The 13,890-nt window shown below is 39.3% G+C and carries 10 protein-coding genes; 4 read left to right on the top strand and 6 right to left on the bottom strand.

Features of this window, described 5'->3' with window-relative positions; genetic code table 11:
* Positions 1-22: 22 nt before the first annotated feature.
* The 6 genes from B4Z47_RS12600 to alaS form a co-directional block, all read right to left on the bottom strand.
* Positions 23-1,441, bottom strand: coding sequence for a M14 family zinc carboxypeptidase (locus B4Z47_RS12600; protein ID WP_070567235.1), 1,419 nt, complete (start codon positions 1,439-1,441; stop codon positions 23-25).
* 1 nt (position 1,442) lies between these two features.
* The gene (locus B4Z47_RS12605) at positions 1,443-2,498 is read right to left on the bottom strand and encodes a S66 peptidase family protein (RefSeq protein WP_070567237.1); all 1,056 of its coding nucleotides are present in this window, start codon (positions 2,496-2,498) and stop codon (positions 1,443-1,445) included.
* Between the two features lie 9 nt (positions 2,499-2,507).
* Entirely contained in the window at positions 2,508-3,845 is a 1,338-nt protein-coding gene (locus B4Z47_RS12610; protein ID WP_070567239.1) for a dihydroorotase, read from the bottom strand.
* A 238-nt stretch (positions 3,846-4,083) separates the two neighbouring features.
* Entirely contained in the window at positions 4,084-4,779 is a 696-nt protein-coding gene (locus B4Z47_RS12615) for a response regulator transcription factor (RefSeq protein ID WP_046672195.1), read from the bottom strand.
* A gap of 103 nt (positions 4,780-4,882) precedes the next feature.
* Positions 4,883-5,980: a TlpA family protein disulfide reductase gene (locus tag B4Z47_RS12620; protein ID WP_070567241.1), complete on the bottom strand. Its 1,098-nt coding sequence runs from the start codon at positions 5,978-5,980 to the stop codon at positions 4,883-4,885.
* Between the two features lie 168 nt (positions 5,981-6,148).
* The gene (gene alaS, locus B4Z47_RS12625) at positions 6,149-8,764 is read right to left on the bottom strand and encodes an alanine--tRNA ligase (RefSeq protein WP_112374227.1); all 2,616 of its coding nucleotides are present in this window, start codon (positions 8,762-8,764) and stop codon (positions 6,149-6,151) included.
* Between the two features lie 422 nt (positions 8,765-9,186).
* Here alaS and B4Z47_RS12630 point away from each other — a divergent pair, with 422 nt between their 5' ends.
* The 4 genes from B4Z47_RS12630 (at position 9,187) to B4Z47_RS12645 (ending at position 13,799) form a co-directional block, all read left to right on the top strand.
* Entirely contained in the window at positions 9,187-10,035 is an 849-nt protein-coding gene (locus tag B4Z47_RS12630) for a universal stress protein (RefSeq protein ID WP_070567245.1), read from the top strand.
* A gap of 10 nt (positions 10,036-10,045) precedes the next feature.
* The gene (locus tag B4Z47_RS12635) at positions 10,046-10,888 is read left to right on the top strand and encodes a universal stress protein (protein WP_070567247.1); all 843 of its coding nucleotides are present in this window, start codon (positions 10,046-10,048) and stop codon (positions 10,886-10,888) included.
* A gap of 90 nt (positions 10,889-10,978) precedes the next feature.
* A complete protein-coding gene (locus tag B4Z47_RS12640; protein ID WP_070567249.1) occupies positions 10,979-12,328 on the top strand; it encodes an OmpA family protein in 1,350 nt (449 codons plus the stop codon).
* A gap of 145 nt (positions 12,329-12,473) precedes the next feature.
* Entirely contained in the window at positions 12,474-13,799 is a 1,326-nt protein-coding gene (locus tag B4Z47_RS12645) for an OmpA family protein (protein WP_070567251.1), read from the top strand.
* Positions 13,800-13,890: the final 91 nt, after the last annotated feature.

The following is a 13,890-nucleotide window of genomic DNA, read 5'->3' on the forward strand; positions in this document are numbered from 1 at the left end:
GTGACCTTTTTTCTTTTTTGAGCTATATTAAGCATTCCTGACTTATCTGATTTTTATACTGCTGTTGCCTTGGTTTTTTCAAATCGACCACCCAACCATTAACTACGGCGTAAATGATCTTACCTTCTTTCCGAAGGAAAAAATCCGCCTGAGCTCCGAGAGCTAATTGTTGTGAAAATTCTATAGCTTTTTTAGTTAATACACGAATTGGAAGGTTATGCAAAACTTCTCCCGGGATCACATTTTCAATCATAACAGCGGCATAGCCTTTTTCAAGTAATCCCATCACGATGGCATCATCTAAATCTGCCAACGAAGCAAATGGCTCCATATACATCTTGGCTGGGCCAAACTCCATTCCTGTAACATCAATATCTACATAACCATAAAAATCTTGCAGATCGCCAATATCTTCAACAATACCCTCTACGTAATAGTCTGATCCAATTGTCTTTTCATTCTGCCGGATGGCAACATCGACAAGCAATGTTTTTCCACTCCGCTCAATGGTCAAATTTCTCAGCAACACATCATGGAGCTTTTCATCATTGAAGGGAATTGCATCGTAATCGGTAATCGAATGCTGTTTAAAGGATTGGTCAGCAATTTCCTCAAATGCTTTAAACAAAGCCACGAAATTACATTTTCGGACCAGCATTTTTTCGATATCACCAACATAAGCTCCTGATTCAATTAAAATCGTCCTGGCGCCCCATTTTTGAAAATTATCACCGAAACCGCGCGGTGTATGCTCATCGTCATATTTTGCCACTGCATTTGGAACAAATTCCTGAAGGATCTTGTTTATTCCGACAATCACCCGCATCGCATCTCCCCGAGTTTTATTGATACTCCGCGCATAGTCATAAGCAGGCGCCAATAAGGAAATTGTCACTGGCGTATTTGTTCCGGGAATGTTGTAGTAATTGTTTTGGTTATGCAGGTTAAAAGCAAAATCAGGTTTTAGCAACATGGCTTGCGACTTCAATAAGGCTCCTTCCACTGTTGCTGCTGCCCTTGCATCTCTGTTCATATCCACATCCATGGCTGTCCTACGCTGAAACCTTTCGGTTCCATCAGGATTTAGCATCGGAATAAAATATAAAGTCATTTTTGATGCGATGTCATCTCTAAAGGCATCAAAACCATCATTTTTCCCGCCAAAGAAATTAAATAGATCAAACAGGGCCATTGTCGCCGTAGGTTCATCACCATGCATTTGTGACCATAAAAGTATCTTGATTGGCCCTTGTCCGTATTGTAGTCGAAAGATCAAACGATCTTCAGTGGACTTCCCAATTTCCGCTACAGTGAAACGTCCATAGCTCCTGATATTTTCTAATAACGGTAAAATATCAGCATGTTTAAATCTTCTATGCATCAAAGCCTTTTCTTCATATAAAGAAAAGGCTTTGATGAAATCAACTTTTACTAATTTCATATTAATCTTTTAATGCAGGCTCCATTAAAGCAATCGTTCCTTGCGAAGCATCTACACGGACTTTTGCTCCTACGGGCAAAATAAACTGTTCGGCAATATGCCCAACGACAGCCCCTGTATACGCCGGAATTTTCAAAGGTTTGATATAATCATTGAACAGTTGGTCAAGTGTTACGGATCCATAGCCAGCAGATGGTTTGCAATTGGTGCACTTGCCAAAAATAAAGCCCTTAATTACGCCTAATATACCCGCATTTTTCAATTGACAGAACATCCGATCTACCCGTTCCATATCTTCGTCTACCTCTTCAATAAAAAGAATTTTATCTTTAAAGTCCGGCAGATAAGGTGAACCACATAATCCGGTCAATACGGTCATATTCCCACCCAACAATATTCCTTCTGCTATGCCAGGATGAATCGTTGCTATTCGGTCTTTGGTCTGTACAATGGTATCCCCCTTCAACTTGGGATTCTCAAATATCGCTGGCTGATTGGCAACAAACTGGGCTTTAAAAGCCTCTGCAAGTTTTTGGGTCCATGTACTGATACCTACTGCGCCATGAAATGTAACAAGTCCTGTTTTTGTATACAGGGCCAAAAGAAGCGCTGTTATATCTGAATAACCCAATAGAATTTTGGGATTATTGAAAATCAGTTTATAATCTAGCCGATCTAAAAGGCGCGAAGTACCCGATCCACCCCTGATACAGACAATCGCTTTGACAGTCTTATCTGCAAACATATCGTGTATGTCGGCAATACGCTCCTGATCTGTACCGGCCAAATTACCGTAGCGACTGCGAATATGTTTACCTTCTTTTACTCTAAAACCCAGTGTCTCGAATATTTCACGCGCAATGCTAATGGACTCTTCCTCATCCAATACACCTGCAGGTGTAATTAAACCTATGGTATCCCCCAATTTTAACCTCGTTGCAAGCAAAGCCGCTTGGCCGTACAATTCATTTTTGTCTCCGGTTGGCAATCCCATTCCCAGTACAGGAATAGACAACATGCTTAAAGCAACCGATTTTAGAAAGGCTCTTTTTTCCATTGTTAAATACTATCGGTTGAACAACAGACGTTCACCAGCACCTTTCTCAATAAGTCGCCCATTGGAGAAAGCAAGTTTACCTGATACGAAAGTATGTTCAATCGTTGAACTAAATGTGTGTCCCTCAAATGGTGACCAGCCACATTTTGACAGGATATTTGCTTTCGAAACCGTATAAGGTTTATTCAGATCGACCAACACAAGGTCGGCCCAATATCCCTCACGAATGTAACCTCTATCTTCGATTTGGAACAATGTAGCCGTATTGTGTGCAGATTTTTGCACCAATTGTTCCAGGGTCATTTTTCCCGCTTTGACCATATCCAACAAGGCTTGCAATGCATGCTGTACAAGAGGTCCTCCGCTTGGCGCTGAAGCATAGGGCTGCGATTTTTCCTCCATTGTATGCGGAGCATGATCTGTCGCTATCACATCGATATGCCCATCTAATAAAGCTTTTAGAATTTGGTCGCGATCATTGGCTGTTTTTACAGCTGGATTCCATTTGATAAAATTACCTTTTGAAGCATAATCCTGATCAGAAAACCAAAGGTGATGGATACAAGCTTCAGCCGTTATTTTTTTATCCTTTAATGGAATATCATGACTAAATAATGCAATTTCTTTGGCTGTTGATATATGAAGGATATGCAAGCGTGTATTATGCTTTTTTGCCAATTCGACAGCTTTCGACGAGGATAAATAGCAGGCTTCCTCAGAACGAATCAATGGATGCATCTCAATTTTCAATCCATCCTCACCATATTTTTCCTTAAATAGGGCCAGATTTGCCTTTATCGTCGCCTCGTCTTCACAATGCGTAGCCACCAAGGTCGGAGCATTCGCAAAGATCCCTTCCAACGCTTTTTCATTATCCACCAACATATTCCCTGTAGATGACCCCATAAAAACTTTGATACCACAGACATCTCTTGGATTAGTTTTAAGCACCTCCTCAAGATTATCATTAGCCGCCCCCATAAAGAATGAGTAATTGGCCAATGCATTTTTTGCTGCAATATCATATTTATCTTGAAGCAACTGCTGAGTCAACGTATTCGGGACAGTATTAGGCATTTCCATGAAGGAGGTTGTCCCACCAGCAACTGCGGCGCGGCTCTCATGCCATATATCCGCTTTATAAGTTAACCCGGGTTCTCTAAAATGAACCTGGTCATCGATAAGTCCCGGTAGCAAGTGTAGCCCCTCAGCATTTATCTCCTGATCAGCAGGATGATTAATTTCCTGAGCAATCATTTCGATTCGACCATTGCTGATATATACGTCAGCAACCTCAACTTTACCTTCATTGACTAGTTGTGCAGATTTTATAAGAATAGATGACATGTTGAAATTTTTACTTTGCTTTAGGTCAAAAGTAAAGATTTGTTGCGGTGATATCAAGTCATCTCGAGAAAGAGTTCCCTATAACGATGGCAATTCCTTCACTAAATCCGCTCCTTTCTCTTATGTTAAATTGGAAACATCTGCCCCAGATTTGTCCAGATTTGGCGCAAGGCGAATCGTATAGAATCTATACTGCGGAAAGTTAATCAATAAAAAAAGAGGCCAAAGCCTCTTTTTTTTATTCTTTATCAAATTTGTATCCCACTCCTTTTACAGTGGTTACATAATCGTCTCCTATCTTTTCACGCAGCTTGCGGATGTGAACGTCAATTGTACGGTTAGTCACAACAACAGAATCTTCCCAGATGCTCTTTAAGATCTGTTCACGCGTAAACACCTTATTCGGTTTTGAAGCCAACAAATATAATAGCTCAAACTCTTTCTTTGCAAGAACGATCTTTTGTTCCCCTTTGTAGACTAAGAAAGAATCTCGATCAATAACCAAATCGGCAATTTCAATTTTATCCTGAACGGCAGCATCTGACTCTTCGGAAGCATTTCTTCTTAAGATAGCATTGATGCGACTCATTAGCGCACGCGGTTTGATCGGCTTTGCAATATAGTCGTCTGCACCGACATGAAATCCTGCGATCTCCGAATACTCTTCGCTTCTAGCAGTCAAAAACACCATAAATGTACTTTTGAATTCAGGCATTGCGCGCATGATGCGACAAGCTTCAATTCCGTCCATCTTTGGCATCATCACATCCAAAATGATGAGGTCCGGATTTACTTGTTTAGCAACGTTGATTGCCTCTTCCCCATTTTGCGCTGTAGAGACCTGATAACCTTCACGATTTAAGTTGAATGCAATTAAATCCAAGATATCTTTTTCGTCATCAACAATTAAAATCTTTTGTTTCGAAGAACTCATTTGTCTTATTTTTTTTGCTAAATTATAAACAAAATGATAACAATCAGTTAATCTAATGTTACCAAATTATTAAGTAATATAATATTTAACAATAACAGATTGATTATTTAATTGTTTTCTTCAAAAATGCCTCCAGCTCCTCGCCGCGCAGGTTCTTTGCTATAATAATGCCGTTCGGATCGAGAATATAAGAGGTAGGCAAGGCTTTCACACGGTAATCAATCACAACTGGTGAGCTCCAAGCTTTCAAATCTGATACATGTGTCCAGGTTAACTTGTCATCTTCGATAGCACGCATCCATGAGCCAGGATTATCATCAAATGAAACGGAGAGTATATCAAAGCCTTTAGCGTGGTAAGTATTGTACAACCTAACGAGATTGGGGTTCTCCTGGCGACAAGGCATACACCATGAAGCCCAGAAATCAACCAAGGTATATTTTCCTTTAAAACTCGACAATTTTACCTCTTTGTTGGAAGGCGTAAATGAAGTCAGTTCGGGAGCAGGTTGTCCAATAGCCATTTTTTTTAGCTTTTGGGTCTCCTCCTTAAACTGTGTCACATATCTGTTCTCCGTAAATTCATTCTTTATTTTCTCTGCATAGGTAATGATTTCATTTTCGGCGACTTCGGGATCTAAGGTAGAGATCGCATAAAAACCAGCAAGATCATTGTGTTTATTAGCGAAATCGACGGCTTTTTTTGTATATGTACGCAATTCTTCCGCAAACTTTGATTTATATTCAGCACGAATCTTTTCGATCTCAGCTGCTGTTGAATTGGCTGTCAGCTTAGAAAACACCGTCTGTAAGGAGTCCTGTAAATAATCGCGATAATTTCGCTCTTTGGCAAAAGGCTGTATCGTCTTTGACAATTCAGACCCATCCACTTGATAATCATTTACATCTTTATGAAGATCTGTCTTAAATGTGATCGTCTCCCCCGGAGAAGCAATCAAATCGTACCGATTTTTACCTACACGCAAGGACAACAGTCTGGATTGGCTAGCAGGTCGTACGAACTGAAATTTGTTATTATCGCCAAAAAACATTGAATCTAGCTTGGTATCACCTTCATACAATGAAATAACTTTGATATTGCCAGGATTTTCGACATTTCCAGCGATGGTAAATTGCTCTTTATTTTGGCAACCCATCATCAAACCAACGATCCCTACTGCTAAAAAAACTGCCTTTTTCATCCGTTTATTTTTATTTGTTAAGTACCTATTCCCAATTACGCAAATGGCTTTGCTCTGTTTGATTCACGCTACATGTCACAGCTTTAAGAATCGTGAAAACTATCCGATTTATTCGGATCTCCCAAGGAAGGCGCCGAATAAATCCGATGGCTTGGTATTGTATAAAATTTATTTCAAGAAATCTATTGCTCGCTCAATTGCAACCTTTAATCCAGCAGGGTTCTTACCTCCAGCTGTTGCGAAAAATGGTTGACCACCTCCGCCGCCTTGGATATCCTTAGCCAAATCACGAACAATATGACTTGCGTTCAACCCTTTTTCTTTGGCCAATTCATCTGATATGACGACGGTCAAACTCGGTTTACCTTCAAACTCAGCACCAATGACCAAAAACAAGTTGTTAACAGCTCCCTTTACCGCATACGCCAAAGTTTTTACAGCTTCGGCATTGGGCAGATCAACAATTGTGGACAAGAAATTTATAGATCCAACTTGTTGAATCTTCGCTTCCAGATCTGACTTCAATGCCAAGGATTTTTCTGTAATGCTCTTCTCGACTTCTTTCTTCAAAGCGCCATTTTCGTCGATGATTTTACCTAATGCAGAAACGAAATCCTTTGGATTATTCATAAGCTCTTTCAGGTGATGCACCAATTCGAAATGCTCACGGATAACTGAAGCTGAACGAGTGCCGGTAATTGCTTCAATACGACGTACACCGGCTGCAACAGCAGATTCAGAAACAATTTTGAAAAACCCGATTTGACCAGTTGCTTTGACATGCGTACCACCACACAATTCTTTAGAATATTGATCTTCAAAAGTGATCACACGAACAAAATCGCCATACTTTTCACCAAATAGTGCTGTTACACCAGAATCTAATGCCTGTTGATAAGGGACATTACGTTCCTCTTTCAACGGAATATTTTCACGAATTTTAGCATTGACAATATCTTCAACTTGTTTAATCTCTTCGTCAGTCATTTTCGCAAAATGAGAGATGTCAAAGCGTAAAATATCGGCGTTGACCAATGATCCCTTTTGATTCACATGGCTTCCTAGCACCTGTTTTAGCGCAGCATGTAATAAATGGGTCGCCGAGTGATTGTTTTCAGTATCGATTCTTTTGGATTTATCGACCTGAGCAACAAATGTTCCTTTCAATTCTAATGGCAATTTGTTTGTAAAATGTACAAATAGACCATTTTCCTTTTTTGTATCCGTGATATAAATCTTCTCGCCCGTTTCCTCGGAAACCAATTCTCCAGAGTCACCAACCTGGCCACCACCCTCAGCATAAAAAGGACTGACAGAAAGCACCAATTGGAATTGTTCTTTATTTTTTGCTACAACCTTACGGTATTTAATAACCTCTGTAACGGCAGTTAATGTGTCGTAGCCTACGAATTCAAATCCCTCATCATCATTTACCACAACCCAATCACCTGTATCTATAGCAGTGGCAGCACGAGAACGATCCTTTTGAATTTGAAGTGCTTGGTTGAAACCTTCCATATCAACCGTTAACCCTTTCTCCCGGGCCAATAATTCAGTTAAGTCGATCGGAAATCCGTAAGTATCATAAAGCTCGAAAGCAAAATCTCCATTAATTACGCTGTGGTCCTCTACATAATTTTCAAATCGTTGGACCCCCGTAGACAATGTTCTTAGGAAAGAAACTTCTTCCTCTAAGATTACCTTCTGTACAAAATCCTGCTGTTGAATCAGTTCGTCGAATACACCGGCAAACTGTGATGCCAAGACAGGGACGAGTTCATTAATAAAAGGAGTCTTAAAACCTAAAAATGTATAAGCATAACGCACCGCGCGACGTAAAATACGACGGATCACATAACCAGCTTTATTGTTAGATGGCAATTGACCATCGGCAATTGCAAAACTAACCGCACGAATGTGATCAGACACTACACGCATAGCAATATCAGACTTTTCATCTATACCGTATTTTATGCCTGATTTCCCAGAAATAAAATCAATGGTAGGTGTAAATACATCCGTATCATAATTAGATGTCTTTCCCTGGATGCATCGCACCAGACGCTCAAAGCCCATTCCCGTATCAACATGTTTAGCTGGGAGCGACTGAAGTGAACCATCTTTCAAGCGATTAAACTGCATAAAAACAAGATTCCAGATCTCAATTACCTGAGGGTGGTCGGCATTGACCAAACTCTGTCCTGAAGTTTGTGTACGCTCTTCTGCACTGCGCATATCGAAATGAATTTCGGAACAAGGCCCACAAGGCCCAGTCTCTCCCATTTCCCAGAAATTATCTTTTTTGTTACCAAGGAGAATTCTATCTTCGTCAATCCATTCCTTCCAGAAATCGAAAGCTTCCATATCACGTTCTAAACCTTCTTTTGCATCCCCTTCGAAAATGGTTACATATAAACGATCTTTGTCTAACTTATATACTTCTGTCAACAGCTCCCAGGCCCAAGCAATAGCTTCTTTCTTAAAGTAATCACCAAAGCTCCAATTTCCTAACATCTCAAACAATGTATGGTGGTAGGTATCAATCCCTACTTCTTCCAAATCATTGTGTTTGCCGGAAACGCGCAAACAGCGTTGTGTATCGGCAACACGCGGAAATTTGATGGGTGCTTCACCAAGAAACAAATCTTTGAATTGATTCATCCCCGCATTGGTAAACATTAATGTAGGGTCATTTTTTACAACTACTGGTGCTGAAGGTACTATCTGATGCCCTTTACTTTTAAAAAAGTCCAAAAAGGCTTGACGAATTTCTCTACTTGTCATTTAATTATCTAAAAATATGTGCAAACTTACTCAAAATTGGTAGGTTATGCAATGTAGAATTCCATATATTGACCTTGAAACGACCGTTTTCTCTAAACGAGAAAAACTCCAATATTGACTTTTCAAACAAAAAAATCAGGAGATAACATACAGACAGTTAGAGCACGGGTATTTTATAGGTGGCAAAAATCACAAACTGACATTAAATACAACATTTTAAAAGCGTTATTCGTTATTCATATTTGTCTAAAGCTCGTCAAATTCAACATGTAAAACAACAAAAACTATTTGACTTAAGGTCATCCACAATTACATTTGTTTTATTACATTTGATAGTAAAATAGGGAATCTAGTACACTTTCGCGCACATTCCCTAAAGGCAAAATAAATAAGATTAGATTTTGTAGATTAAATTCCTTCTAATGAAAAAAAACATTCTACTACCGGTAGATTTTTCGGCTCATTCTAATAATGCTGTAGATTACGCAGTGGACCTTGCCCTCGAAAAGGGGTATTCACTCCATCTTTACCACAATTATACTTCAGCTTCTGCAGTATTTGAGGAGGAAAACAGCCGTAATGAGGCTGATTCTCCAACATTCAAAGCTGATATCCTTATTAAAAATCTGGCAGAATCAATAAAATTAAAACATCCTACGCTTGAAATAACAACACAATGTGAGCGCGGTATGATTACAGAAACACTACCCGAGCTCGCCACTCCTAATCGATTTGATTTTGTCATCATGGGAACTAAAGGCATCACCAATGACGACAGCCAGCTAATTGGCAGCACAACCTATGTTATTAGCAAAAAAGCCAAAATACCTGTCTTGGCCATTCCAACTGAAGCATCCTTTACTCCTATTGACAAAGTTGGCTTACTGTCTAATTTTAAAGAAGAAGAGGTACAAACCGTACAGGATTTTGTCAACATTATCGGCAAGGATTTTGAATTAAAATTGATGCATGTTCACTACGATCATTCCTCAGAAAACAGAATCGAAGACAAGCTTGAAGTATGGAAATATAAGATCAAAAAATATATCGGTGTGACCAATATTGCTATCGAAGTCGATTCAATACAGGGTGATATTGAGGACCTCGATACCGTTCCGGAAGTCATTAATGAGATGATCCATGAGGAAAAGATCAAAATATTATTGGTGACACGATCGAGAAAATCGTTCTTTGAACGTGTCTTCACGCGTTCAGTTGCAAAAGCACTATTTAGTCATCCGTTAGTTCCAATATTTTTCACTAAAGCATAACCTTATAGCCATGTCTAAACTATTAATACCTGTAGATTATTCCGAAAACGCACGAGTTGCCGCATTTTATGCCGCTCAAATCGCAGTGACAACAAACGATGAGATTACACTCTTTCATTCGTTCACTTCACATATCAACAAATTTGCAAATGCGAAGCATTTAGTAGACCCTACCGAGGGAGAAGCCCGCCATCAGATGGAAAAACTTGTAGCTGAACTTCTACAGGAATATCCTTCGCTTAAAATTTCTACCTTATTTGCTAACGGTATTTTAGCGGAAACACTGGATAAACAAGAGATAAAAGAGGTCTATCAAACGGTGATTATGGGTACAAAAGGCGTGACTGGACTTGAATCTGTATTGATTGGAAGCAATACATATGATGTCATTAAAGAGTCGAAGATCCCTGTTTTAGCCATCCCGAAAAACGCGATAAAATTGAAAAATGATAACATTGCGTTATTGACAAATTTCAAACCCGGTGAACTTGAGGTCCTCAAACAAGCCATACCATTGTACGGAAAAAACTTCCACTTACAGCTTATCCATATCAATAAAAACGAACTAGAAATCAACATATTAGGTAAAAAACTTGAAAATTGGATTGAACAGATCATTGCTGAAACCGGTATCGAGGATATTTCCTATATTATCAAGTCGCCAAGTTATTTTGCAGGTTCCCGAGAGAATATTGCAAACGGTATTCATACCATTATCCGGGATGAAGATGTCGATGTTATTTTGATTACAAAAAGCAGGAAAACTTTTTTTCAAAACATTTTTACTGAAAATATTGTTAAGCATCTGGCTTTTGAAATTGAGGTGCCAAACTTTTTTGGGCGAGTAGAGTAACCAAATAATTTTTGGCAAATTTATTGCAAGAGTGTTCAGTGAGTTAATTTAACAACAGTATTATAGTAGATAATTTTACAAACACGCATTATGAAAATTAGCCTTAAAAAATCAGGATTACTTGTTGCGGCAGGAATTTTATCCACCGCATCCTTTGCGCAAAGCACAAAAGAAGCATCTATTGAAGGCACAACACCATTAGGCTCGGCAACACAATATAGAACGTGGTCGATCGGTGTGGGAGCAGGTGTAACGAGCTTGCAAAATATCGCCAAGTTTAACAATGGTGGTTACGATAAACTGGATTGGAATTTGGGTTATAGTGCTTACATCAAGAAGCAGATCTCCCCATCCTTTGGATTGAAAGCTACTTATTTTGGTGGAAAAACATCAGGCTATGTTAATAGCGATAAACAGACAGGATTTGAAACTAAAACACCTTGGTCTGTAGCGTTGTCGGGCGAGTTTTTAGCAGCAAATACCAACTGGAGATTTTTCAACAGCTTTATTAAACCGTACGCATCCATTGGTGTTGGTGTAATGAACGCCGAGACCGCTGGAATCGCTAACGGGAACAGAGGAGAATATGGTGACTCGTATTCTAAGATTTATGTACCGGCAGATTTTGGTTTTAAATTCGCCGTAGCAAAAGGTATCAACTTTGAACTTGGTTACCAATTGAATTGGGCGAACCAACGTTTTGACAACAGAATGGGTACCGATAACCCAGTGGGTCAACAATACAAAAATGACTTATTCACTTATGCTCACGCAGGCCTAGAATTTGCATTGGGTAATGGTAGCAAACCTGCTTTAAACAATTCTAACCCTGTCGCAACGCTTGTCAATGACTACACGGTTAAGTACGATGACTTAAAGGCTCAAAATGATGCGTTGAATGCTAAAAATCAAGCGTTACAAGGACAGTTAGATGGTCTCAACAATGATCTAAAAGATGACGACGGCGATGGTGTGGCTAACAAATACGATAAATGCCCAGGTACACCTTCTGGTGTCCAAGTGGATGGATCGGGTTGTCCAATTGTCGTTAAAAACGAAACCAAAGTCGTAGAGAAAGTTGTGGTTACAGAAGCAGATAAGAAAGTTGTTGCTGATGCGATCAAAAACTTGGAGTTTGATTTAGGTAAAGCAACTATTCGCTCCAGCTCTTATGCGACATTGAATAGAGTTGCCGCATTATTGATCGAGAAAAATTTTAGTTTAAAACTCGCAGGTCACACCGACAATACAGGTTCACGCGAATTAAATATGCGTTTGTCTAAAGAACGTGCAGAAGCGGTAAAAGCATATTTAGTATCTCAGGGTGCTAATGCGTCGCGTATCGAAGCAACCGGATATGGTCCAGACCAACCAATTGCATCCAATAAAAATGCAGCGGGCCGTCAACAGAATCGCCGTGTTGAATTTACACTTTATTAATAACTAACAAATTACACTAATAAAAAGGTGTTTTTAAACAGAAACACCTTTTTATTTACCAAATGTCATATTTCAACTACAAACCTATAGTGAATTTAATTTTTAACTTATTACTTTTGCATCGGTTTATACAAACACAAATTATATGAAACTAAAATTACAATTCGTACTCGCGCTTGCATCTGCGGGCTTATTTGCGAATACAGCAAATGCTCAAAATGCAAAAGCATCATCCATTGAAGGAACAACACCATTTGGACCAGCTACACAATATAGAACATGGTCTATCGGTATTGGTGCCGGGGTGACAAATCAAACTAACATTGCTGGCTTTAACCGTGCAAACTATGAGGATTTAGCATGGAATTTGGGATATAGTGCTTATATTAAAAAGCAAATCTCTCCTTCTTTCGGCATTAAAGCGAGTTACTTTGGCGGTAAAACAGGTGGCGCATTTAAAGATGGATCACAATCTTTTGAGGCTAAAACACCATGGTCTGCTGCATTGTCAGGAGAATTCCAAGCGGCTAATACGAACTGGAGATTCTTCAACAGTTTCATCAAACCTTATGCGTCAATTGGTGTTGGTGTTATGAACAGCAAAACAACATTGACAACAGGTTCTACTTCTCAAGAAGCCGATGGTATTTCTAAAATATATGTACCATTGGACATGGGTTTCAAATTTGCTGTTGCCAAAGGAATCAACTTTGAGTTGGGTTATCAGTTAAATTGGGTTAACCAAAACTTTGACGGTATTCGAGGTGGTCAATATAAGAATGACTTGTTTACTTACATCCATGGTGGCTTAGAATTTGCACTGGGTAATGGTAGCAAACCTGCTTTGAACAATTCAAATCCTGTCGCGACCTTAGTAAACGACTACACATTGAAATACGATGATCTTAAAGCACAAAATGATGCTTTAAATGCTAAAAACCAAGCACTACAAAATCAACTGGACGGACTAAACAGTGACCTGAAAGATGATGATGGTGATGGTGTAGCTAACAAATATGACAAATGCCCAGGCACACCTTCAGGTGTTCAGGTAGACGGTGCAGGATGTCCAATTGTTGTTAAAAACGAAACAAGAGTGGTTGAAAAGGTTGTTGTAACAGAGGCTGACCGAAAAGTTGTTGCTGACGCAATCAAAAACTTGGAGTTCGATTTAGGAAAAGCAACCATACGTCCTACATCATACGCGACATTAAATAAAGTAGCAGAACTGTTAATCGAGAAAAACTTCAGCTTAAAACTAGCTGGTCACACCGATAATACAGGTTCCCGTGAATTGAACATGCGTTTATCAAAAGAACGCGCAGAATCGGTAAAAGCCTATTTAGTATCTCGAGGTGCTAATGCATCGCGTATTGAAGCGACAGGTTATGGTCCTGACCAACCGATCGCATCAAACAAAACCGCCGATGGTCGTCAACAAAACCGTCGCGTAGAGTTTACGCTTTATTAATCGATATTCTTTGATTTATACAAGCCAAAGGCATCACTTCACGGTGATGCCTTTTTTATTACTCCTTTTCTTATCGAAATCTTATTCTTTG

This window comes from Sphingobacterium sp. UBA2610 (assembly GCF_002339225.1).
GTDB lineage: Bacteria > Bacteroidota > Bacteroidia > Sphingobacteriales > Sphingobacteriaceae > Sphingobacterium > Sphingobacterium multivorum.

Bases quoted from the DNA above. Each gene is read 5' to 3' on its own strand.
- B4Z47_RS12615 (WP_046672195.1), bottom strand. From the start codon at position 4,779: ATGAGTTCTTCGAAACAAAAGATTTTAATTGTTGATGACGAAAAAGAT.
- B4Z47_RS12645 (WP_070567251.1), top strand. From the start codon at position 12,474: ATGAAACTAAAATTACAATTCGTACTCGCGCTTGCATCTGCGGGCTTA.
- B4Z47_RS12600 (WP_070567235.1), bottom strand. From the start codon at position 1,441: ATGAAATTAGTAAAAGTTGATTTCATCAAAGCCTTTTCTTTATATGAA.
- alaS (WP_112374227.1), bottom strand. From the start codon at position 8,764: ATGACAAGTAGAGAAATTCGTCAAGCCTTTTTGGACTTTTTTAAAAGT.
- B4Z47_RS12605 (WP_070567237.1), bottom strand. From the start codon at position 2,498: ATGGAAAAAAGAGCCTTTCTAAAATCGGTTGCTTTAAGCATGTTGTCT.
- B4Z47_RS12610 (WP_070567239.1), bottom strand. From the start codon at position 3,845: ATGTCATCTATTCTTATAAAATCTGCACAACTAGTCAATGAAGGTAAA.
- B4Z47_RS12620 (WP_070567241.1), bottom strand. From the start codon at position 5,980: ATGAAAAAGGCAGTTTTTTTAGCAGTAGGGATCGTTGGTTTGATGATG.
- B4Z47_RS12635 (WP_070567247.1), top strand. From the start codon at position 10,046: ATGTCTAAACTATTAATACCTGTAGATTATTCCGAAAACGCACGAGTT.
- B4Z47_RS12630 (WP_070567245.1), top strand. From the start codon at position 9,187: ATGAAAAAAAACATTCTACTACCGGTAGATTTTTCGGCTCATTCTAAT.
- B4Z47_RS12640 (WP_070567249.1), top strand. From the start codon at position 10,979: ATGAAAATTAGCCTTAAAAAATCAGGATTACTTGTTGCGGCAGGAATT.